This window comes from Archangium sp. (assembly GCF_045802675.1).
GTDB lineage: Bacteria > Myxococcota > Myxococcia > Myxococcales > Myxococcaceae > Archangium.
Genome location: NZ_JBJMQO010000063.1, coordinates 1 through 22,739, shown reverse-complemented (window position 1 = coordinate 22,739; position 22,739 = coordinate 1). Strand labels below are relative to the sequence as shown.

General features: G+C 70.8%; 16 protein-coding genes. 7 read left to right on the top strand and 9 right to left on the bottom strand.

Going from position 1 to position 22,739, the window contains the following annotated elements:
* Positions 1 to 62: 62 nt before the first annotated feature.
* Together ACJ8AN_RS17990 and ACJ8AN_RS17985 are read right to left on the bottom strand one after the other, a co-directional pair.
* Positions 63 to 968, bottom strand: coding sequence for a formylglycine-generating enzyme family protein (locus tag ACJ8AN_RS17990; RefSeq protein ID WP_407756611.1), 906 nt, complete (start codon positions 966 to 968; stop codon positions 63 to 65).
* Entirely contained in the window at positions 965 to 2,056 is a 1,092-nt protein-coding gene (locus tag ACJ8AN_RS17985) for a hypothetical protein (RefSeq protein WP_407756610.1), read from the bottom strand. The genes ACJ8AN_RS17990 and ACJ8AN_RS17985 overlap by 4 nt, the downstream gene beginning before the upstream one ends.
* 28 nt (positions 2,057 to 2,084) lie before the next feature.
* Between ACJ8AN_RS17985 and ACJ8AN_RS17980 the strand changes: the two genes are divergently transcribed.
* The 5 genes from ACJ8AN_RS17980 to ACJ8AN_RS17960 all read left to right on the top strand — a co-directional run bounded on the left by ACJ8AN_RS17980 (position 2,085) and on the right by ACJ8AN_RS17960 (position 7,379).
* A complete protein-coding gene (locus ACJ8AN_RS17980) occupies positions 2,085 to 3,731 on the top strand; it encodes a sensor histidine kinase (RefSeq protein WP_407756609.1) in 1,647 nt (548 codons plus the stop codon).
* Positions 3,728 to 5,167 carry a sigma-54-dependent transcriptional regulator gene (locus ACJ8AN_RS17975; protein WP_407756608.1) on the top strand — a complete coding sequence of 480 codons (1,440 nt, stop codon included), beginning with the start codon at positions 3,728 to 3,730 and terminating at the stop codon, positions 5,165 to 5,167. Before ACJ8AN_RS17980 ends, ACJ8AN_RS17975 begins: the two co-directional genes overlap by 4 nt.
* A gap of 209 nt (positions 5,168 to 5,376) precedes the next feature.
* Positions 5,377 to 5,985, top strand: coding sequence for a hypothetical protein (locus ACJ8AN_RS17970; RefSeq protein ID WP_407756607.1), 609 nt, complete (start codon positions 5,377 to 5,379; stop codon positions 5,983 to 5,985).
* Between the two features lie 11 nt (positions 5,986 to 5,996).
* Positions 5,997 to 6,728: a hypothetical protein gene (locus tag ACJ8AN_RS17965; RefSeq protein ID WP_407756606.1), complete on the top strand. Its 732-nt coding sequence runs from the start codon at positions 5,997 to 5,999 to the stop codon at positions 6,726 to 6,728.
* Between the two features lie 12 nt (positions 6,729 to 6,740).
* Complete coding sequence (locus ACJ8AN_RS17960) at positions 6,741 to 7,379, top strand: hypothetical protein (RefSeq protein ID WP_407756605.1); 639 nt, start codon at positions 6,741 to 6,743, stop codon at positions 7,377 to 7,379.
* Between the two features lie 141 nt (positions 7,380 to 7,520).
* Here ACJ8AN_RS17960 and ACJ8AN_RS17955 read toward each other — a convergent pair whose 3' ends face one another.
* The 7 genes from ACJ8AN_RS17955 to ACJ8AN_RS17925 form a co-directional block, all read right to left on the bottom strand.
* Positions 7,521 to 11,072 carry an efflux RND transporter permease subunit gene (locus ACJ8AN_RS17955; protein WP_407756604.1) on the bottom strand — a complete coding sequence of 1,184 codons (3,552 nt, stop codon included), beginning with the start codon at positions 11,070 to 11,072 and terminating at the stop codon, positions 7,521 to 7,523.
* Positions 11,069 to 12,592 carry an efflux RND transporter periplasmic adaptor subunit gene (locus tag ACJ8AN_RS17950; RefSeq protein ID WP_407756603.1) on the bottom strand — a complete coding sequence of 508 codons (1,524 nt, stop codon included), beginning with the start codon at positions 12,590 to 12,592 and terminating at the stop codon, positions 11,069 to 11,071. The genes ACJ8AN_RS17955 and ACJ8AN_RS17950 overlap by 4 nt, the downstream gene beginning before the upstream one ends.
* Positions 12,589 to 13,812: a TolC family protein gene (locus ACJ8AN_RS17945; RefSeq protein WP_407756602.1), complete on the bottom strand. Its 1,224-nt coding sequence runs from the start codon at positions 13,810 to 13,812 to the stop codon at positions 12,589 to 12,591. Before ACJ8AN_RS17945 ends, ACJ8AN_RS17950 begins: the two co-directional genes overlap by 4 nt.
* A gap of 670 nt (positions 13,813 to 14,482) precedes the next feature.
* On the bottom strand, positions 14,483 to 14,836 hold the full coding sequence (locus ACJ8AN_RS17940; protein ID WP_407756601.1) for a DUF3703 domain-containing protein: 354 nt from the start codon (positions 14,834 to 14,836) through the stop codon (positions 14,483 to 14,485).
* An 81-nt stretch (positions 14,837 to 14,917) separates the two neighbouring features.
* Positions 14,918 to 18,025: an efflux RND transporter permease subunit gene (locus ACJ8AN_RS17935; protein WP_407756600.1), complete on the bottom strand. Its 3,108-nt coding sequence runs from the start codon at positions 18,023 to 18,025 to the stop codon at positions 14,918 to 14,920.
* 12 nt (positions 18,026 to 18,037) lie between these two features.
* Positions 18,038 to 19,228 carry an efflux RND transporter periplasmic adaptor subunit gene (locus ACJ8AN_RS17930; RefSeq protein WP_407756599.1) on the bottom strand — a complete coding sequence of 397 codons (1,191 nt, stop codon included), beginning with the start codon at positions 19,226 to 19,228 and terminating at the stop codon, positions 18,038 to 18,040.
* Complete coding sequence (locus tag ACJ8AN_RS17925; protein ID WP_407756598.1) at positions 19,225 to 20,454, bottom strand: TolC family protein; 1,230 nt, start codon at positions 20,452 to 20,454, stop codon at positions 19,225 to 19,227. Before ACJ8AN_RS17925 ends, ACJ8AN_RS17930 begins: the two co-directional genes overlap by 4 nt.
* Positions 20,455 to 21,129: 675 nt before the next feature.
* Between ACJ8AN_RS17925 and ACJ8AN_RS17920 the strand changes: the two genes are divergently transcribed.
* Both ACJ8AN_RS17920 and ACJ8AN_RS17915 read left to right on the top strand, forming a co-directional pair.
* The gene (locus tag ACJ8AN_RS17920) at positions 21,130 to 22,164 is read left to right on the top strand and encodes a chromate resistance protein ChrB domain-containing protein (RefSeq protein WP_407756597.1); all 1,035 of its coding nucleotides are present in this window, start codon (positions 21,130 to 21,132) and stop codon (positions 22,162 to 22,164) included.
* On the top strand, positions 22,161 to 22,739 hold a 579-nt coding region (locus ACJ8AN_RS17915), incomplete at its 3' end, for a chromate transporter (RefSeq protein ID WP_407756596.1). The genes ACJ8AN_RS17920 and ACJ8AN_RS17915, both read left to right, overlap by 4 nt.

The following is a 22,739-nucleotide window of genomic DNA, read 5'->3' as shown; positions in this document are numbered from 1 at the left end:
CGCGCGCCCCTGTCTGGCCGTTTTCGGACCCGACCGCTAAAATCGGGTCGCCGGTGCCCGCATCACTGGGACGGACTGCCCGCCCGCCCGGCGAGCGCCCGCGCCTCGTCGAGGCTCGCCGCGCAGCGGAAACCGAAGTGGTGGAAGATGGGCCGGTTCGCCGGTACGTGCGGCCGCCGGTACACCGTCGTGGCGTACGAGGCCGGCCAGAACCACGAGCCCCCTCGCACTACCTTCTCCGTGTAGCCCGCGCAGGGCTCGCGGCCCTCGCACGGGCCCTTGGGGTCCACGCCCTGGCACGCCTTGCCACACGCCTTCCACGACGGCGTGAACCAGTCCGCCACCCACTCCCAGCCGTTGCCCGCCATGTCGTAGAGCCCGTACGGGTTGGGCGGCCGCGTGCCCACCGGCTCCGGGCGCCCCACGTCCGCGTGCGTCTTCGAGCGCTGCTTCACCCCGCAGCTGCGCCCCCGGCTGTCCATGATGACCGCGCGCTCGCACGTCGCGGGCTCGTCACCCCAGGGGTAGAGCCGCCCGTCCGTGCCCCGCGCCGCCTTCTCCCACTCGGCCTCCGTCGGCAGGTGCTTGCCGTGCGCCTCGCAGAAGGCCTTCGCGTCGTACCAGTTCACCCCGCTGATGGGCTGCTGGGGGTTGTCGAAGTCGCGGTAGTTGGGCCCCGCCTTCCGGCACCGCCCTTCCTTCTCGCACGCCTTGTAGTCCCCGTACGTCACCTCGTACGTGTCCATGTAGAAGCTCTGCACCCAGACCGTCGACTGGGGCCGGGCCGGCGCGTGCTTCCCCCCGTTCACGCCGCGCAGGAAGGGGCCTCCGGGGATGCAGGCCATTCCGGACACCGGCGCCTCGAGGCACGGCGTCACCTCGGGAGCACCGGGAAACGGCTCCTCCGCCCCGGCCACGCCCGCCAGCAACAGTCCGAGCACCAGGCCGCACGTGCGCCATGCGCTCACTTCACCGCCTCGCCCCGCGTGCGCCGCGACCGGGACTTCTCCTTCTTCGCCTGGCGCTTCGCGAGCAGCTTCTGCTTCATCGCCTCACGCGCCTCGTCCGGGCCGGTGTCGAGCCACGACAACCCATGCACCTTCGCGGTGTCCGGCGCGTACCGCAGCATCGCGAGCACGCTCCGCGTCTTCGCGTCCTCCAGCCACGCCAGGAAGCTCGTCCCCGACTGGGTGTTGTAGTGGTAGTACGTGCCCTTCACGTGCGTGATGCCCCGCTGGCCGCTCGTGCGCACCACGACGCTGCTCTCGTCCAGGGGCAGCTCGCGGATGTTGCTCCGGTACCGCGCGTCATACGGGAAGTACTGCTCGGCGTTCGACAGGTAGAGCACCCCCACCTTCTTCCCCGCCTGCACCGCCGCCTGGCCGATGGCGCGCACGCTGCGCTGTGCCGTCAGGTCTCCACGCACCATGAAGACCTTGTCCTCCTGGTACAGACGGCGGATGTGCGCGTACTCGTCCGCGTCCACGAGGAAGCACGGCAGCGCCGCCTTCTTCATCTGCTCCACCACGCGATGCAGCCGCCGCTCCACCGCCCAGCGGGCAATCCCGTAGGCCCGCAGCACCGGCGCCCGCTCCTTCTTGTCCGGGTAGCCCTCCTCGATGAGGCGGCGCACCTCCGGCTTGCTCTCCTGGCTCCACAGGCGCAGGAACGCCTCGGGCGTCTCCGCCTTCTGGAAAAGCACGCGGTAGACCCGGTGCAGATCCACGATGGATTGATCGAAGTCCATCAGCACGAGCAGCTCCGCGCGCGCCCAGGCCCCCAGCAGGTAGTTCTGGTCCGAGCCCACCCCGATGTAGAGGCCGCCCTTGTCCTTCACCGCGTCGTGGAAGAGCTCGAGGTGGTCCTCGTTGGAAATCCAGTAGTGGTTGCCCCGCACGAGCTCGGGCGGGGCGGGATCCGCGGGCAGGCTGGCGAAGGAGGAGAGGGCCGGCTCGCTGGCGGAAGCCACGCAGGAAGCCAGGACGGCGAGGAGGGCGAGAACACGCATCGCGGGCATGATACCGCGCCGCGCGTGATACGCTCGGGTGTCGTCCACGGGCGCTCCGGCGCTCCGGGGGGCCAGCATGTCGGCGCATCTCTTCGCTTCATCGGTCGTCGCGCTCATCGTGGCACTCTTCAACGGGCTGCTGGCCGGCTACGTGCTCGCCTCGGCCCGGGGCGAGCGCCGCATGCTCTTCTTCGCCTGTGGCCCCGCGGGCGTGGCCCTCTTCGCCACCGGCTGGTTCGTCCTCCTCCTCGAGCCCCGGGCCCAACCGTCCATCCGCATCGCCGTCGGGCTCGCCTGCCTGCTGTCCGTCTCCGGCTTCGCCCTCGATGCCCTCGCCGACCTCGGGCCTGGCCGCGCGCGCCTCCTCCTCCTGGCCTCCCTCGTACCCCTGGGGCTCGGACTCTTCGGGGTGTCGGCCCTGGGCGCGGTGGCCTTCGAGCAGCCGCTCGCGGCGCTCCTTCCCCAGGTGCTGGCGATGGCCGCGGTCGGCGTGCTCGGCGGCGTCCGGCTCGTCCTGTGCCGGCACGAGAACGCCACCACCCGGCGGCTGTCGCGGCACATGGTGTCGCTCATCGGCGTCTCGCTGCTCGTCTGCCTGGTCCGCACGGGGATCGAGCTCACCCGGGGCGGGCCCGCCGGCAATGGGATGCTCCTCTGCATCATCCTCGTCGCGGAGACGGCGACGCTCAGCTACACGCTCCACGAGCGGATCTCCTTGCGGCTGCCCGTCTCCCGGGCCCTCACGCAGGCCGTGCTCGCCATCCTGGTGGCCTTCGCCGTCGTCGCGGGGCTGTGGGCCCTGGGCCGGCCGGTGGACCTCGTTCAGGGCTCGGTGGCGGTGGGGGTGGCGCTCCTGGCCGCCGTGCTCTTCATCGGCCTGGGCGAGCAGCTCAACCGGGGCATCGAGCAGGTGCTCTTCCCCCAGCAGGTGCGGCTCGCCGGGCAGCTCGCGGCCTCCCGGGCCGAGACTGCCGCGCTGCGCAGCCGCCTGGAGCGCGCCGAGCGGCTCGCCATCGCCGGAGAGCTGGCCGCGGCCATCGCCCACGAGGTGAAGAATCCCCTCACCGCCGTGCGCGGCTACGCCGAGCTGCTCGCCGCCCAGGCCCCCCACGTCGTCCCCGAGCAGCGCGCCCGCTTCGAGAAGGCCGTTCGCATCATCAGCGAGGAGAGCGATCGCATCGACGCGCGGGTGGCCGAGCTGCTCAACCTCGGCAGGGCGCCGCGCGGCGACAAGGGCGGGAGCACGCTCGACGTGTCGCGCATGGTGCTCGAGGCCATGGCCGTGGCCGAGGGTGAGCCCGACTTCCCCACGCTCGTGCCGCGGTTGGATCCGGCCCTGCGGGTGGTGGGCGACGAGGACGCGTTGCGCGGGGTGCTGCTCAACCTGCTGAAGAACGCCGCCGAGGCCATGCGCGAGTCCCCGGGTGGGCGCATCGAGGTCCTCGCCCGGAACGAGGAAGGTCGCGCCCTCATCGAGGTGCGCGACGAGGGCAAGGGACTCGACGGGGTGGACCGCGAGCGGCTCTTCCGGCCCTTCTACACGACGAAGCCGGATGGGACGGGACTGGGGCTCGCCATCTCGCGCTCGGCCATCGAGGCGATGGGCGGCAGGCTCGGGCTCCTGCCCCGTCCGGACGCACCGGGCGCGATGGCCCGTGTGGAGCTACCCATGGCGCCGGGGAGCGGGGACAACTCCCGCCCGGCTCGGGAGGACGTGAGATGACGGTGGACGAAGGCACGGTGGACAAGCCCGAGGTCGCCCTCGTGGAGGACGAGCGCAACGTGCGCGAGCTCTACCTGGACGTGCTCGGCGCGCGCGGGTTGAACGTCGTCCCGCTCGACTCGGTGGCCGCCGCCGAGGCGTACCTCGCCCGGCACGAGCCGGATCTCCTCGTGCTCGACGTGAAGCTCGGGGATGGGGATGGGCTGATGCTGCTCGACCGGCTGCGCGGCCGGGGCTTCCGCACGCCCGTCATCGTGATGACCGCGTTCGGCACCGTGGAGCGGGCCGTGCAGGCGCTTCGCGCGGGCGCGTCCGACTTCCTCGTCAAGCCGTTCGGCAACGAGCGGCTCGTCTCCTCGGTGGAGGCCGCCCTGGAGTCCGGGCGCCGGCTCGTGGAGCTGGAGCTCGCGGCACCGACGCTCGGCCCGGGCACGGAGGCCGTGCGGGCCCTCATTGGCGCGGAGGGCGGACTGCGGGACGTCGTCGCGCTCCTGCCCCGCGTGGCCGCCTCGGACGCCACCGTGCTCGTGCGCGGCGAGTCCGGCACCGGCAAGGAGCTCGTCGCCCGCGCCATCCACGCCGCCTCGTCGCGGCTCGACGGGCCCTTCATCCCCGTCAACTGCGCCGCCCTGCCCTCTTCCCTCCTCGAGTCCGAGCTGTTCGGCTTCGAGCGCGGTGTCTTCACCGGCGCCCACGCCCGGCACAAGGGCCTCATCGAGGCCGCCGAGGGCGGCACCCTCTTCCTCGATGAGATTGGCGATATGTCGCTCGAGGCCCAGTCGCGGTTGCTCCGCGTCCTGCAGGAGCGGCAGCTCACGCGCATCGGTGGCAGAGAGCCGGTGTCCGTGGACCTCCGCGTCATCGCCGCCACCCACCGCGACCTCGACGCCATGGCCGCCAGCGGGCAGTTCCGCTCGGACCTGCTCTACCGGCTCGCGGTGATTCCCATCCACCTGCCGCCGCTTCGCGAGCGCGTCCGGGACATCCCCGGGCTCATCCACCACTTCCTACAGAAGCACGCCGCGAAGAAGTCCCTGCGCCCGCCCCTCCCCGATGCGGAAACCCTGCGGCGTGCCGCCTCCTGGCCCTGGCCCGGCAACGTGCGCGAGCTGGAGAACTTCGTCGAGCGCGCCGTCGTGCTCGGCCGGTTCGATCCCGAGTCGCTGCGTCCCGCGCAGCCCGCGAAGGCCTCTCCCGCTCCTGCTCCCGCTTCCGTGGGCGCGCAGGAGGCCGCGGCTTCTTCTGGAGAGGGCACCGCTCCCGTCCTCCCCCTCCGCGAGGCCGTCGCCCGCGCCGAGCGCGCCGCCGTCATCGCCGCCCTCCAGGCCGCCAACGGACAGAAGACCGCCGCCGCGCGGCTGCTCGGCGTGAGCTACAAGACCCTCTTCAACAAGATTCACGAGCACGACATCCGCGAAGAGTTGCACATCGGCTGAACTCCCGGCCCGCGATGGCATGCCTGTGTAAGGCGTTACATAGCTCTGTCGAGTGACGCCCTCGATTCACGGGTGGGAGTACGGGCGCGAGATGCCCTCACCCCGTCCCTCGCCCGAGGGGAGAGGGGTATCTGGGCCTGTTTGGGTTCGGGGGGCACGGGGCTTGCTCATGGGTTGCGGCGCGCGATGACGCGCACTGGAGGCCTCTCATGGGCTCTGCTTCTCCCACGGCGGCGGTCAGCCGCCTGGATTTGATCGACTCTCTCCTGCGAGCCGTGGATCGTCCCGCTCGTGAGGCGCTGGACCTCGCCCGGCGCCCCTTCTCCGCGACCCTCGCACCCGCGCTGCTCGGCATCTTCCTCGTGGCCGCGACCTCGGCCGCCGCGGGTGTCGTCTCCCCCGGAGGCGCCCGGCTCGCGCCCCGCTTCGACGCCCTGCGCGCCGTCTTCGAGGCCATGCTCGTCGTCATCCCCGGCACGCTCGTCTTCGCCATCTACCTGCGGCTGCGCCTGTCCACGCGCGTGCTCCTGGCCGCCACCTCCATCGGCCTGCTCGCCGCCGGGCTCGTGGCCACCTGCATCATGCCGCTCATGGCCTTCCTCGTGCTCGTCTCCAAGGAGGCCCCGTTCGTGCTCGCGCTCCCCGCGCTGTTCGTGCCCGGCATCGCGCTCGCCACCCTCGCGGCCCTTCCGGTGCGCGTCATCACCTCGCTCGACTCCTCGCGGGCGGCCTGGTGGCTGTCGCGCGCCTTCGCCCTCTTCCTCGGCGCTGTATTCCTGCTGCGCGTTCACACCCTGCTCCTCAACGCCTGGTCCTGACGAGGTCTCCCATGGAAGCGATCTCCCGGAGTGTCACCTTCACCGCCGAGCCCCTCACACCCTTCATGCCGTGGTCCGTGGAGGAGCGCGCTCCCCTCCCCGAGCCGGCCACCGCCAGCGAGCCCGAGCGGCAGCTGCTCGTGGAGCTCCTGCGCGAGCCCTCCTTCATCGTGGAGCGGCTGTTGGATCCCACGAAGCTGCAGGGCCTGGTGCTCGGCTCGGTGGGCGTCATCACCGTGAGCACGAGCCTCTTCGCCGCGACGTCGAGCGCCGCGCGAGGCCATGGGGAGTCCTGGGCGCTCCCGGCCGCGCTGACGTCCCTCAACGTGCTGATGGCGCTCGCGGCGTCGCTGGGTCCCATCTACGCGGCGAGCATCCTGGTGGCGGCGCGCGTGCCCCTGGCCCGGCTGGTGGCGGCTCTGCTGGCCTCGGCGGCCACGGGCTCGCTGCTGCTCGCGGGGCTCGCGCCGCCGCTGTACCTGCTGTGGAGGCTGGACGCGGAGTGGGCGGGGCCGCTGCTGTTGCTCGGGGCCTATCTGCTCTCCGGGGCCGCGGCCGGCGCGCGCATCCACCGGCTGCTGAGCCTCATGGCCGAGTCCGTCACCCGCTCCGCGCTGGGCGATGCCTCCGCCGTGCTGTCCGCCGAGGACGCGTTCCGCGTGGGCATCCTCGCGCGCGTCTCCTGGATGATGGTGGCATTCACGTCGGGCCTGGGCTTCTGGGCCTTCAACGCGCTGGGCTGAGGAGGGCACACCATGACGGCACTCGTCATTCTCGCGGCATATGCGGCATTGGGCGTGGCGGCGGCGGTCCTCGCCTTCGCGCGGAAGCAGGGCGAGCCCCTGGGGAGCCGGCTCGGGCAGGCCCTGCTGACGCTCGCCCTCTGGCCCTTCCTGCTGCCCGTGATGATCTCTCCCGGGAGCGCGGCCCCAAGCTCCGAGCGAGGAACCCGGAGCGAGCGGGCGCGGCGGCTGGATGAAGCGACGGAGCGGCTCGAGGAGTGCTGGAGGCAGGCGGCGGTGGAGAGCACGTGGGCGGCGGAGCAGGCGCGCGAGCACCGGTTGCTGGACGGGTTCGTCGCGCGCCTGCGGGCCCAGGAGCGGCGCCTGGTGGAGATGGAGGCGGCGCTGGCCCAGGCGCCCACGAGCGTGAAGGAGCGGCTCACCCGGCTCTACGAGCACTCCACCGCGGAGATGGAGAACAGCATCGGGCTGGTGGAGGAGCTGGCCGCGCAGCTCACCTTGCTGCGCTTCTCCGGCCTGGGCAACCCGTCCTCCGCCCGCGTGGAGCGCGGCCACATCGAGGACCTGCTGCTGCGCATCGAGGCGCTCGCCGAGGCCTCCCAGCCGGGCGCGGGCGAGGCGCCACCGCCGGCCCAGGTGGCGCGGGCGTAATCCGTCCGAGGGAGTCTCGCCACGAGCCCTGTGCCAGAACGGAATCCCCGCATCCGACGCGGGTTTTCGCGAGCACTTGTAGTCGACTGCAAGTGATGTAGTCAAAAACCACACGCCACTTGTAGTCGACTACAACCGCCATCACCTTCGCACCTCATCCCTTGGCAGCCGTCCCTGCTTGAGCTGCCAGAGCCTCCAGTAGGTATAGACGACGGGGATGATCTCCAGGGTCAGGAAGGCCGAGGAGAGGAGTCCGCCCACCATCGGCGCCGCGATGCGCTTCATCACGTCCGCGCCGGTGCCCTGGCTCCAGAGGAGTGGCACCAGGCCGAAGAGCATCGTGGAGACGGTCATCAGCTTGGGCCGTACCCGCTGGACGGTGCCCTCCATGTGCGCCCAGATGATGTCGTTCAGGTCTCGCATCTTGCCAGCCCGCAAGCGCCGCTCGAAGGCCGCGTCCAGGTAAACGATCATCACGATGCCCGTCTCGGCGGCCAACCCCACCATGGCGATGAGGCCCACGTAGCTGGCCGTGGAGAGCCTGTAGCCCAGCAGCCACATCAGCCAGATGCTGCCCACCAGGGCGAAAGGCACTGACAGCAGGACGATGAGCGCCTCGGTCAGGTGCTTGAAGTTGGCGACCAGCAGTACCACCACCAGCAGCAGCGTCAGGGGCACCACCCACTGCATCCGGGCCATCATCTTCTCCAGCAGCTCGTACTGACCGGTCCACTGGAGGTAGCCCCCCTTCGGCAGGTGCAGCCACCCGTCCATCACCGCACTCGAGACGGCGGCCTTGGCGTCGTGGACGTACCCGCCCACGTCACGCGCGCCCATGTCCACGTCCACGTAGACGTAGCCCACGAGCAGGCCCGCCTCGTCCCGTAGCATGGGCGGCCCCTGCACCACCTTCACCTCCGCCAGCTCCGAAAGCGGCACGAATGCCTGTCCGGGTGGAAGTGCCTCCGGTCCTCCCATGCGCGTGGGCGCCGCGGCTCCCATACCTCCACCCGCCGGCACCATGGCACCGCCCGGTGGCATCGGACTCATCCCCATGCCGCTATCGGAGGCCGTCCGTCCCGGGCGCTCGGGCAGCCGCAGCTCCGTGCCACCCGGCATCCCCAAGGCTCCCGGGCGGCCCATGCCCGCCTGGGCCAGCGCGTAGGAGCCTGAGAGCAGGCGGCGCACGTCCAGGCCCGTCTTGCCCATCGTCCCCATGCCAGAGGTGCCCGGCCCCGAGGCGCCGGTACGGATGGGCACCAGCACCTCGCGGAGTCTCTCCACATCCCCGCGCATGTCGCGCGGGTAGCGGACATTGACGCTGAAGCGGTTGCGCCCCTCCACCATCGTCGTCACCGGCTCCCCTCCGATGGCGCCCTCGATGACGTCGTTGAGGTCTCCCACCGTCATCCCGTAGCGGGCGAGCGCGTCGCGGTCGGGGATGATGTCGATGTAGAGCCCACCCTGGGAACGCTCATAGAAGGCGCTGCGCGTGCCGGGCACCGCCGCCAGCACCCGCTCCAGCTCCTCTCCCGCTCGCTCGATTTCAGCCAGGTCCGTGCCGAAGACCTTCACCCCCACGGGCGTGCGGATACCGGTCGTGAGCATGTCCAGCCGGTTCTTGATGGGCATGGTGAAGGCGTTGGTCCAGCCGGGCAGTTGCAGGGCCGCGTTCATTTCCGAGAAGAGCTCCTCGGTCGTCTTCCGCCTCGCATCAGGGAAGAGCGGGCGGAAGGGTGCCTGGAGCCACGTGGGCCAGTGGCTGTAGAAGCGCTCCACCTTCACCGTGCGCCACTCCGCGTGAGGCTTCAGCCGTACCACCGTCTCCACCATGGAGAGGGGGGCTGGATCCGTCGCGGTCTCCGAGCGTCCCACCTTGCCGAAGACGGACACCACCTCGGGGAAGTCACGCAGGAGGCGGTCCTGCACCTGGAGGGCACGCCGTGCCTCCTCGATGGAGACGTTGGGCATCGTCACCGGCATGAAGAGCAGATCCCCCTCGTCCAGGGCGGGCATGAATTCGCTGCCCAGCCGGGGAATGAGGGGCAGGGCCGAGAGGACGGCCAGCACGCCGATGGCGAGCGTCGTCTTTGGCTTGCGCAGCGCGACATAGACGAAGGGCTTGTAGAGGGCGACGAGGAAGCGGCTCACCGGGTGGCGGTGCTCGGGGACGATGCGCCCCCGGATGAAGAGCGCCATCAACGCGGGCGCGAACGTCACCGACAGCAGCGCCGCGAAACCCATGCTGAACGTCTTCGTGTAGGCGAGCGGCTTGAAGAGGTGCCCGGCCTGCCCGTTGAGCGCGAAGATGGGCAGGAATGCCACCGTGATGATGAGCAGCGAGAAGAAGATGGGAGGACCCACCTCACGGCTCGCCTCGGTGATGGCCTTCAGCCTCGCCCCCTCGCTCGCGTCCGGTGGCAGGTGCTCCAGGTGCTTGTGGGCGTTCTCCACCAGGACGATGGCCGCGTCCACCATGGCACCCAGGGCGATGGCGATTCCGCCCAGCGACATGATGTTGGTGGAGATGCCGAGCGCGTGCATGGGGATGAAGGCGAGCAATACCGCCACGGGCAGCGTCAGGATGGCCACCAGCGCGCTGCGCACATGCAGCAGGAAGGCGATGATGATGAGCGAGACGACGAGGGCCTCCTCGAAGAGCGTCCGGTTCAACGTGCCTACGGCCCGGTCGATCAGCCCTGAGCGGTCGTAGACGGGTTGCACCTCCACTCCCTCGGGCAGTGAGGGCTTTATCTGCTGGAGCTTCTCCTCGATGCGAGTGATGAGGGCGCGGGCGTTCTCCCCGTAGCGGGCCACCACCGTGCCCCCGACGACCTCGCCTTCGCCGTCCAGGTCGGCCGCGCCGCGCCGGATGTCGCCGCCCAGGGAGAGCGTGGCGATGTCCGACAGCCGCACCGGCGTGCCGGTGGAGCTCGCCTTCACCACCACCTTGCCCAGCTCCCCCAGATCCTGGAGGTAGCCGCGCCCGCGGATGTAATACTCGCGCCCGCTCATCTCCAGCACCCGCCCGCCCACGTCCGCGTTGGAGCGCCGGAGGGCCTGGGCCACGTCCCCCAGGGTGAGCCCGAGCGACTGGAGACGACGCGGGTCCACCGTCACCTGGTACTGCTTCTCGAAGCCGCCCACGCTCGCCACCTCGGCGACGCCGGGGACGCTCTCCAGCGCGTACCTCAGGTGGAAGTCCTGGAGGGTGCGCAGCTCGGCGAGATCGTGCCTGCCGCTCCTGTCCACGAGCGCGTACTGGTACACCCAGCCCACTCCCGTGGCGTCCGGACCCAGGGTGGGGGTGACGCCCGGGGGCAGCCGGCGCTGGAGCGTCTGGAGGTACTCGAGGACGCGGCTGCGCGCCCAGTAGACGTCCGTCCCTTCCTCGAACAGGACGTAGATGAAGCTCATACCGAACATGGACACGCCGCGTACGTCCGTCACCTTCGGGGTGGCGAGCAGCGCCGAGGTGATGGGGTACGTCACCTGATCCTCCACCAGCGTGGGACTGCGGCCCATCCACTCGGTGAACACCACCACCTGCGGGTCCGACAGGTCCGGGATGGCATCCACCGGCACCGCGCGCATGGAGAAGAAACCCGCCGCCGCCGCCACCAGCGTGGCCGCGATGACGATGTATTTGTGGCGGGCGCACCACTCGATGAGGGCTGCCAGCAGGCGGCTCATGGCGACCTCCAGGGCTTGGGAATGGCGTTCTTGCAATCGGCCTCCATCGTTCCCATGCCGCGATGGACGCGCTCGCACTGCTTGCACTGGGCGTACTTGTCGGGGACGGCCCGGGCGTCGAACTCGGTGTCGCAGTCCGGTCCCGAACCGGGTGGGGGTGGCGCCCGGGATGGGGCGGCCTGGGGGGCGGAGGCCACGGAGGCCCGCAGGCGGCTCTCCGAGTCGATGAAGAAGTTGCCGCTCGCCGCGATGCGCTCGCCCTCGGCCAGGCCGGACAGCACCTGCACCCGGTCCCCTGCTCGCGTCCCCACCACCACGGCCCGGGGCTCGAAGCGGCCCGCCTTCACCTCCACGAAGACGTAGCGGTGCTCGCCAGTGTCGATGAGGGCTTCCGCGGGAATGGTGAGGCCCTCGGTCGCGGGGAGGCCCACCGCCACGCTCCCGAACAGGCCGGGCTTGAGTTTCCCGTCCGGGTTGGTGAAGGCGATACGGACTGGCAGGGTGCGCGTCTGCGCATTGAGCGTGGGGTAGACGTACTCGATGCGCCCCTGGAAGGTCTCTCCCGGGTAGGCGTCGAGGTGGAGCTGCACGGAGAGGCCTTTGCGGACACGGGCGACGTCGCGCTCGTACACCTCCGCCACCACCCATACGCGCGAGAGGTCGGCCACCTCGAAGAGAGCGCGATCCGGTTCCACCCGGTCCCCCTGGGCGACGTTGAGGGCCATCACGAAGCCGCTCACCGGGCTACGGAGGGTCAGCGCGTGCTGCGCCTCTCCAGAGGACTCGATGGCCGCGATGTCCGCCGGGGAGATGCCGAGCAGCCTCAGCCGTTCGCGCACCGGTCCGGCGGTATCACCTCCCCAGCTCAGGGCCTGGAGCAGCTCGCGTTGCAGTAGCAGCAGGTCATCACTGTAGATGGCGGCCAGTGGCTGTCCCTTCTTCACGGGGGCGCCTTGCTCGGCGACGAGGAGCTGCTCGACGTAGCCGGTGACGCGCACGGAGACGCGGGCCAGCTTGGACTCGTCCGCCGTGACCCGGCCGAACAGGGAGAGGTTGCCCGCGAGTGACTGGCGGCGCACCTCCTCGACACGCACGCCAATGGCCTGGGCCCGTCCGGGCTCCACCTCCACGGGCACGAGGCCCGGTAGCGCCGGCCCACCCTGGCCGGCCTCCTGAGCGTGCCCGTCCCGCATGGCTGCGTCCTTTCGCTCTGGCTTCACCGGCACGAGGGGCATGTTGCAGATGGGGCAATTGCCCGGTTTGTCGGAGACCACCTGCGGGTGCATCGGGCAGGTGTACCGGGTGGCTGGCCGGGCAGCCTTCTCCTGCTCGGGCGCCGCGTGGTCCTCCTCGTGCGTAGGGACTGGATGCGAGGCTCCGAAGACCGCCAGCGCCAGGGTGTAGACCGCCGCGAGGGCTGCCAGCCCGAGAATGACCCAGCGCACGATGGCCATGGCCCGCGTCCCTGGCGGTGGGGCCTCCTCCCCCTCGGGGAGGGGGCTGTGGGGATGGTCGGTCATGGTTTCTCCTCCAGGATGAGGCTGAGCCCCAGGGCCCGGCGCAGATCCGCGATGGCTTCTCCGAGCGCCACGCGCTGGCGTACCTGTGTGAGCCGCGCGTCCAGGAGCGCGTTCTCCGCATCCAGCAGGGCCACGAGGTCGGCCCGGCCCGCCACATAGGCCGCCCGGGTAGCCTCGAGCGTCCGCTCCGCGCTCGGTAGCAGGCGCTCCTCGATGACCTGGAGCCGCGCCCTGGCGGCGGCGGCACGCGCCCGCGTCTCCGCCACCTCGTAGCGAGCGGCATTCTCCGTGGACGCTTGCGCGAAACGGGCCTCCTCCACCCGGTGTAGTGCCTGCTCGGCTTCCGAGGCCCGCTTGCCCGACACCCATGGCAGCGGCACCTGGACCATGAGGGAGTAGGCGTCTGGCATGCCGGGCATCAACATGTAGTCGAACCCCACCATGGCCTCTGGAACGAGGCGGGCTCGCGCCGTCAGGGCCGCGGTCTCCTGGGCCTGTTCGGCGCGCAGCTTCGCCGCGCCCACCTCGGGACGTTCGGCGCTTACCGAGGGCAGCTCGGCCTCGGGCTCGGCGGCGCGTGGCAGCGGCGCATCCGGCGGCCGACCCAGAAGCGCATTGAGCAGCGCCGTGGTGCCCCGCAGCTCCTCCTGGAGCCCCCCGATGCTGGAGTGCAGCCGGTAGAGCTCCGTCTCGGCTCGGAGGATGTCCGCCTGCCGCGCCTGCCCCGCCACGTAGCGCGCCCGGACGGCGGCGAGAACCTCGTTGCCCAACGCGGCATGACGCTCGTGGAACTCCAGCTCGCGCTGCGACCGCCAGGACTCGGTGAGGGCGTGGGCCACCTGGGCTTCCAGCCGCAGGCGTGCCGCACGGTAGTCCGCTTCCCGTGCGGCGGCCCCGGCCTCGGCGGCCCGGCCCGCTCGCTGGAGCTGGCCCGGGAAGGGCACCATCTGGCGGATGCCCAGCATGTGCATGTTCGTGGCGCTCGGGTCGAAGGGCTTCGCCAGCGGCTGCTGCCATGCCTGATAGGAGAGGCTCGGCTCCGGCCAGGCCCGTGCGCCCGCGACCCCCGCGCGCTCCGCGTCACTTCCGGCCCGGGCCTGGGCCAGCTCCGGATTGTGTTGCAACGCTTCGTGGATGGCGCTGCGTAGGTCCATCACTTCGGGCCCGGCCTGTGCGGAGACCACCAGCGCCAGCCCGCCCACGACGGCGGAAAAGGACATGTTTCCCTCTGGCGGCACCCTGGGAGGCACCGCTTGGATGAGGTGGCGCACCGCGCCCTGGGCAGCCACGCGGCCACCACCAGGTCATGAGCGCGTCACGAGGAGAGCCAGGGCATGGGGACGTGCTTCGGCCCACCCACCACGAGGTGGCACGAGCGCGTGCACGTCACCCTGCGACAACCAGCGGAAGACCGGTTGCTGGCCAGTTCCTCATCTCAGGAGCGGACGGCTGATTTGCAGCGGGGGCGGTGAGGGAGCGAATCTGGGGAGCGCCGGTGGGACGAACCAGGCCGCCCTGAGGGCCTCGAGGACGACGGAACGTGCCGCGACCGCCACCTCAGGCACGTGGGCCGAGCGGGCATGCGGCTCAGCGGGTGGCGGTAGGGAGGCCGTGCGGACGGTACAGCAATCCACCTTGAGCACGGGCCCGCCGGACGCTGGAGCCTTCTTGCAATGCGGGCAGGAGGGCGAGCACCCCGCTCGAGCCTGCGCCGACATCGCATGACACTCGACGGACGCCAGAGCGGGCATGGCGGCCCAGCCCGTCATGGCAATCAGCAGCAGAGTGGTGATGGCGCGCGCCGTCATCGAGGTGAGCTTAACGACCGGATACCCGGGCCTTCAATGGGCAGCTCCGTTTCCATTCCACAGGGAGACGCCAACACGACCATTACGAATCACGCAGCAGGGCCCGGAGGTCTTCGGGAATGGGCATGGGGGTGAAGATGCCGACGTTCGCCCCTCCCGTGTTGCCCAGTGGGGCACGGCCGAGGAGCGAGCCCGGCCCGGCCAGCGCCAGGCGCGGCACCTGCCCGAGCAGCTCGCGCCAGTCCCGCGTACGCCACGCGAAGGTGAACATCGCCCAGTGCACCTGGAGGTGGGGAATGGCATGGGCCTGACTGAGGACGTGCGCGCGCTCGAGAAACGTCCACGCCGAGGACAGCTCCCCACGTGACTCGGCTTCCACCGACTGGCGCAGTTCCTTCTCGAAATGCTCTCGTAACTTGGGATTCATGGGACGCATGGGGCTTCCGCCTTCATGGGGTGCACCTCTACACGACCGCGCGAGGAGCTTCGTCCAGGAAAGCGCCCTCCCGCTCGGAGATTACTCCCGCCCCTCCCTCCGGGCCGCGAGTCGCTGGCCCATGCGCTCCTGCACGCCGTGGACGAGCGAGTAGAACGTGGGCAGGGCCAGCAGCGTGAAGAGCGTCGAGGTGAGCAGGCCCCCCACCATCACCACGGCCAGCGGACGCTCTATCTCCGTGCCATGCAGCGGGAGCACCAGCAGCGGCAGGAGGCCGAGAATGGCCGTCCCCGCCGTCATCAGCTTGGGCCGCACGCGGCCGATGCTGGCCTCGCGGAGGGCCTCGGAGAAGGGCCTGCCTTCCGCTATCAACCCCTTCGTCTGCGCCACCAGCACCAGGCCATTCTGTACCGCGATGCCGAACAGACCGATGAGGCCCACGAGGCTGGACACGTTCCACGTCTCCCCGGCCAGCAGCAGCGCGAGGATGCCGCCCACGAAGGCGTCCGGCAGGGTGGCGAGAATGACGAGCGCCTCGGCCAGCGAGCCCAGCGCCAGATACAGCAGGAGGAAGACCGCGAGCAGCGCCACTGAAATCGCGATCGCCAGGGACTGCCAGGCCCGCTCCTGGCTCTCCACCCGCCCCCCCACGTCGAGGAAGTAGCCCGTGGGCAGCTTCAGCCCGGCCGCCAGCCGCTCGCGCACCTCCGCCGCCGTGCTGCCCAGGTCCCTGCCCGCCACGCTCGCCTCCACGGCGATGCGGCGGCTGCCCGCCTCGCGGCGCACGCTTCCCGCGCCGGTCGTCTCCTCGATGGTGGCGAGCTGACTGAGGGGAATGCGGGAGCCGTCATGCCCGTCCACCAGCAGGTTGCGGATGGCGTTGATGTCCCCCCGGTGGTGGTCCGCCAGGCGCACCAGGAGGTCGAAACGGCGCTGGCCCTGCCACACCTGGGACGCCTCCTCGCCCACGAGGCCAATCCGCACCGCCCGGATGACGTCGCCGGGGGTGAGGCCCACGCGGGCCACGGCGGCGCGGTTCACGTCGATGCGCAGCTGCGGCAGGCCGCTGAGCTTCTCCACGCGCAAGTCCTCCACTCCCTTCACCCGCGCCATGACGGCACGGGCCCGCTCCGCGAGCTGGGCGAGCTGCTCCAGGTCCGGGCCGAAGATGCGCACCGACACGTCGGCGGGACTGCCGCCGAGGCCCTCGTCGATGCGCATGCCCAGGGGCGTGGTGAAGAGGACGGAGACGCCGGGCACCTTGGACACCGCCTCGCGCATGTCCGCCTCCAGTGCTTCCGGGCCGCGTCGCCTGTCCTTCTTCAACACCACCAGCACGTCGGAGACGGTGTGCGGCATCGGGTCCTCGGTGCGCTCGGCCCTTCCCGTGCGGCGCACCACGTCCTCCACCTCGGGGAAGCCGCGCAGCACGTCCTCCACGCGGTGGTTGAGTCGGTCCACCTCCTCCAGCGACGCCTCGGGCGGCAGCATCGTCTGGAGGAGCAGCGCCCCCTCGTCCAGTTTGGGCATGAAGTCGCTGCCCACCGCGAAGGCGAGCCCCAGGGCCGGCACCGTGATGGCGAGCGCCACCACGCGCACGAAGCCCGCCCTCCGCATGCAGGCGTCGAGCAGTGGGGCATACACGGCCTTCACCTCGCGGATGAGCCACACGTCCTCCTCCTGTCCCTCCTTCCGGGGCCGGAGGAAGAGCGCCGAGGCCACTGGCACCAGCGTGACGGCGAGCAGCAGCGAGGCGGCGAGACACGCCACCACCGCCGCCGCGAGCGGCCGGTACATGCGCCCTTCAATGCCCGACATGGCGAAGAGGGGGATGAAGACGGAGACGACGATGAGGGTGGCGAAGGTGATGGGCCGGCCCACCTCGCGTGCCGCCTTCAGCGCCTGGGCCTTCCGGGCGGCCTTGTCACTTCCCGCCCGGAGCCGGTGGACGATGTTCTCGGTGACGATGATGGCCGCGTCCACCAAGAGGCCCACCGCGATGGCCAGCCCTCCGAGCGTCATGGTGTTGATGCCCACTCCGGCGGCCTTCAGCAGCAGGCCCGCGAGCGCGAGCGACAGCGGCAGCGTGAGGGTGACAATGGCCGCGGCGCGGATGTCCCCCAGGAGGCCGAAGAGGACGAGCACCACCAGGAAGGCGCCGATGAGGATGGCCCGGCTGACACCTCCCAGGGAGGAGGACACCAGCTCCGACTGGTCGTACACGACGCGCAGGCGGACTCCTGGCGGGAGACTCTCCTGCACTTCGGCGATGGCCCGGCGCACGCCGTCCGACACCTTCATGGTGTCCGCGCCGAACTGCTTGATGACGCGGCAGCTCACCACCTCGCCCTTGAGCCGGTGAGCCATGCCCCGGCGGATGGCGGGCGCCTCTCGCACGTCGGCCACGTCCCCGAGCAACACGGGCGTCCCTCCACGCAGGGCCACCACCGTGCCGCGCAGGTCGTCCAGCGTCTTCGCCCTCCCCACCGCCCGCACCGTCCACTCCATGGGCCCCTGCACCACGAAGCCCCCCGAGGCGTTGAGGTTGGCGCCTTCCAGAGCGTGCACCACCTCGTCGAGGGAGATGCCCCGGGCCACCATCTGCTCCGAGTCGAGCTGCACCTGGAACTGGCGCAGGTAGCCGCCCAGCCGCTCCACGCCCGCCACCCCGGGCACGGCGAGCAGCCGGTTCTTCACCTCGAATTCGGCGATGTCTCTCAGCGCCATCAGGTCCACCGCCCCCGGCTCTGCTTCCAGGGTGAACTCGAACACCTCATTGAGCCGGCCAGTCAGGCTGGAGACGAGCGGCGCATCGGTGCCGGGTGGCAGCTCGCTGGCGGCCGCCGCCACGCGCTCCGCGACGAACTGACGGCTGCGGTAGTAGTCCGCGTCCGGCTCGAACTCCACCGTCACCTGGGTGACGCCGAGCTGCGAGGTGGAGCGGATGCGGCGCACGTCCGGCAGGCCCGCGAGCGCCACCTCCATGGGAATGGCCACGGCCGTCTCGAGCTCCTCCGCGCCCATGGCCGGGTTCTGCACGATGACGTTGAAGATGGGAGCGGACAGGTCCGGAAACACGTCGCGGCGCAGTCCTTTGAACGCCACCACGCCGAACGCGGAGAGCGCCAGGGCCAGCACCACGGTGAGGCCGGGACGCGAGAAGGACGCCTTGAGAATCCTGGCAATCACGAGAGGCTCCTGTCAGTGCTCATGCTCTTCACCCTCGCCCCGTGACTTCTCCACCTCGGCCTTGAGGAGAAACGCTCCGTCCACCACCACCCGCTCGCCGGCCTTCAGGCCCGAGAGCACCTCCACGTCTCCCCCGAGGGTGCGGCCACGCCCCACCTCACGCCGCTCGAAGGCACCCTCGCCCTTGGGCAGGAAGGCGAACCAGCCGTCCTCCAACCGCTGGAGGGCCGCCGCCGGGACGGTGGTGACGAGGGCTCCCGGCTCCCCCACGGGAATGAAGGCCGAGGCGGACATGCCCGGCCTCAGCACGCCGTCCGGGTTGTCCAGCTCCAGCCGCACGGGGATGGTGCGCGAGGCCGGGTCCACCCGCTGGCCGATGAAGCCCACCTTCGCGGCGAAGTCCTTGCCGGGCAGGGCGGCGAAGGTGACACGCGCCTGGGATCCGCGCTGGATGCGCACCGCATCCCGCTCGAAGGAATGGACGGTGAGCCACAGGCGCGACAAGTCCCCCACGTGGAAGAGCGCCCGGGACGGCTCGGCCATCTGCCCCACCAGGGCGTGGCGTTCGATGACGGTGCCCTCGACGGGCGAGCGCAGGATGAAGGCCGCGGACCCTCGGCCACCGGCCGCCTCCTGGGCCTCCGCGCCGAGCGCCAGCAACTCCGAACGTGCCGCCGTCAGGTCGGCCTCGGCGGTGGCGGCTTCGGCTTCGGCGGCCTGCACGTCCTTCTGGGCCACGATGCGCTCGGCCCCCAGGGTGCGCTTGCGCTCCGCCGCCTGTTGGGCCGCGGTGGCACGGGCCTGGGCCGACTGGAGGGCCGCGCGTGCCTTGCCCAACTCGGGACTCTGCAGCTCCACCAGGGGCTGGCCCTTCTTCACCTGCTGGCCCGGCGAGGCCAGAAGAGACAGCACCCGGGCGGGGATGGGCGGGGCCACCTCGGCATAGGCATTCTCGTTCACCCCCAGCTCGCCCAGGGCGGTGACGCCTTCACCCCCGGGACGCTGCTGCACCGGGGCCGTGGTGACGCGCAAATCCCGCAGCATCTCCGCGTCGATGTGGACGAGGTTTTCGTCCTCGCCCTCATGGTGGGCGGGAGTCTCCGCTTGCTGCTCGTGGGCCTGCCCCTCTTCATGCGAAGGCGTCTCGCGCTTGCAGGCGCAGAGTCCGAGGAGGAAGGCCAGGAGGACGTGAACGGGCTTCATCGAAGGGCTCCGGTCTGAACGGTGAGTTGGACGCGGGAGAGAGCGGCTTGCAGGAGGCGGTCGAGGTAGTCGGTGCGGGACTCGAGGACGTCCCGGCGCACGAGGAGGAACTCGGCCAGTCCCATCTCCCCGGCCTCGTAGGACTTGCGCGCGAGCACCTCGTTGTCCGCGAGCAGCGGGAGGGCCTCGCGCTCCAGCAACTCCACCGCCTCGCGCTCCTTGCGGTACTGGGCGAGGGCGGCCCGCACCTGGACGGATTGGGCACGGCGAGCGGCCTCCAAGGCCACCTGGAGACGCCGCACCCGGGCCTCGCCCGTCACCCGGGCGGACTGTCCCCGGGCGAAGAGCGGCAGGGACACGCCCAGGGCACCGAGGATTGCACGCTCATCGCCCTCGTTCGCATAGCGGACCCCCACGTTGACGTCAGGCCACGCGGAGCCCTCTCCCAGGCGCCGCTCCGCCTTGGCCTCCTCCAGCTCCGCCACCAGGGCGGTGACGTCCGGGCGCTCGGGCAGCGTGGGCGGAAGCTCCATCGGCTGGGCAGCCAGGGCGCTCAAGTCACCACGCAGCGCGAGAGCGGCGTCAGCGGGCAGGCCGAGCAGTCCGCGGAGCTCTCCGAGAAGGGCCAGCTCCGCCCCCTCGGCGCTCGCCACCTCCGCCCGGGCACGCGCCAGGGCCACCCGCGCCACGTTGACGTCCACCACGGGCACATCCCCCGCCTCGAATCGCCGCTGGGTGGACTGGGAGAAGTCCCGGGCGGCCTCTTCCGCTCCTCGCGCCAGGCGAAGCCGCTCCCGGGCATGCAGCGCCCGCAGGAAGGTGGCCGCCACGTCCCCGAGCACCAGGCGCTCCGTGTCCCGCTGGCGGGCCGTCTCACGGGCGAGGCCGGCGCGGGCCGCATCGAGACGAGAGCCCCGCTTTCCACCCAGCTCGAGGGGTTGAGAGAGCCCCACCACGACATTCGGCGCTATCTCTCCGGTGGCGAGCCTGCGGGGGCCCGCTTCGAGCTCCAGCGTGGGGTTGTCGTGCAACAGGGGGGAGGCCCCAGCCACGGGCCCTCGAGCTTCGGCCACGCGGCCCGCGGCCTCCAGGAGGGCCGGGGCACGCTGGCGGGCCAGGGCCAGGGCCTCCTCCAGGGTGAGCTCAGACGGCTGGGCCGCACCCGGGCGCGGCCAGAGCAGCACGGCGGCGAGCCCGAGGGCTGCCGTCGTCAGACGGTGGAACACGAGACACCTCGCGAATGTGGGCGAGCGTCAGAAGCGAGGTGCCACCCAGGACACACCCGGGGCACACCCTTCCTGATGACGCTCGAGGCGGGGAGACGAACAGGGCCTTACGCGAGGGACGCTATGGGGACGTGCAGGATGTCACCCATCTCGGCGGAGGGTGGCTCGTCCTCTTCGTACTCGGTGGCGGGAGCAGCGCTCCAAGCCAACGAGATGGTCGCAGGGGTGGGGGCCACGACAACCGGGCGCACGTGGGAGCAGCAGACGCAATCAATGCAGTCCGGGGCACACTGCCCGCGCTCATCATCATCCCGGCAGCTCTGCTCGCACACGTCACCCGAGCTGACGGGGGGCAACAGGCCACCGCCCACCGGAGCGAACAGCAGGAGGCTGAGGAAGAGCCAGACGCGGAGCACCGGGAGTCCTCCTAACACGTCGGCGAATGGCCTGCCCACGGGTGCTGTCCAGCAAGTGTGCACAGCAGCCTTTGAGACATGTCACTTGTAGTCGACTGCAAGCGATGTAGGCCAAACACGCACATCGCTTGTAGTCGACTACAACTGTCCTCGCCTCTGATGCAGGCATTTCGGCAGTGCCAGATGAAAAGATACAGGTGTATCTTGAAGTTACCCATCTGGAGGCCAGGGGTGCGTGGGAGCCACCCCACCGAGATGAATGAGCGAGAATTCCCCTGCGCGCTGGCTCCTGCTGCTGCACCAACTTCCGCCGAAGCCGGCCTATCTGCGCGTGAAGGTGTGGCGGCGGCTGCAGCGGCTGGGGGCCGTGGCCATCAAGCACTCGGTCTACGCTCTCCCGGCCACGGAAGAGGCGCGCGAGGATTTCCAGTGGGTGGCGCGCGAGGTGGTCGAGAGTGGTGGCGAGGCCACGGTGTGCGAAGCCCGCTTCGTCGAGGGGCTCACCGATTCGGCGGTCGAGGCGCTATTCCAGGCGGCGCGGGACGCTGACTATTCCCAACTCGCCGAGGAGGCGCGTGCCTTGTTGCCGCTCGCGCGGGATGCCCGGAAGGCTCCGCCCGGCGGCACGGACGAGTTGCAATCCAGCGTGGCCCGCCTGCGCAAGCGGCTCACCGAGGTGGTGGAGCTCGACTTCTTCGGCGCCTCCGGCCGGGAGGCCGCCGAGGGGCTCATCACCTCGCTGGAGCGTCGGCTGGAAGAGCTCTCCCAGGGCGCGGCGGAGGGCCGGCTGGCCGAGGTGTTGGACAAGCCGCCGCTCGGCGGCACCTGGGTGACGCGCCGGGGCATCCATGTGGATCGCATGGCGAGCGCCTGGCTCATCCGCCGCTTCATCGACCCGCGGGCGCGCTTCCGGTTCGTGGACGGGCGCGACTACCGGCCGCGCAAGGGCGAGCTGCGCTTCGACATGTTCGAGGCCGAGTACACGCACGAGGCAGACCTGTGCACCTTCGAGGTCCTCGTGCAGCGCTTCCGGCTCGAGGCCCCCGCCCTGCGCCTGCTCGCGCAGGTCGTCCACGACCTCGACCTGAAGGACGGCAAGTTCGGGCTCGCCGAGACGCCGGGAATCGAGCGGCTGGTGGCTGGAATCGCCCTGGCCCACTCCGACGACGAGATCCGGCTCGAGCGGGCCTCGCAGCTCTTCGATGATCTCCACGCGGCCTTCGAGCGGCTGGGGGGCCGAGCGCTCCCGGCGGCCCGCGCCGCGCCCCGCCGCGCGAAAGGACGCAAACCATGAACCCCGTGCCCGCCTCCGGGGACGTGCGCGCCCCCGTCCCGTCGATGCGCGAGCTCTTCTGGTACTTCCTCAAGCTGGGCTGGCTGGCCTTCGGTGGACCGGTGGGACAGATCGGCCTGATGCACCTGGAGTGTGTGGAGCGGCAGCGCTGGATCTCCGAGGAGGAGTTCGTGCGTGTGCTCAACTTCTGCCACGTGCTCCCGGGGCCCGAGGCCACCCAGATGGCCATCTACCTGGGCTACCGCAAGCGCGGCTACCTCGCGGGGGTGATGGCCGGGGTGCTCTTCATCCTGCCGGGCTTCCTCACGCTGTCCGCGCTCGCCTGGGTGTACGTGCACTTCGGGCTGCGCCCCGAGGTGCAGGGCGTGCTCTGGGGATTCCGTCCGGTGGGGCTCGCGCTGCTGCTGGCGGCGATGGTGCGCATCGCTCGCGCCGCGCTGAAGAGCACCGTCCAGGTGGTGCTGGCGCTCGCGGCCTTCGTGGCCTTCTTCTGGTTCCACGTGGGCTTCATCTACGTGCTGGTGAGCTGCGGGCTGCTCTACCTCCTGGGGCAGCGGTACGGGGGACGTGGGGCG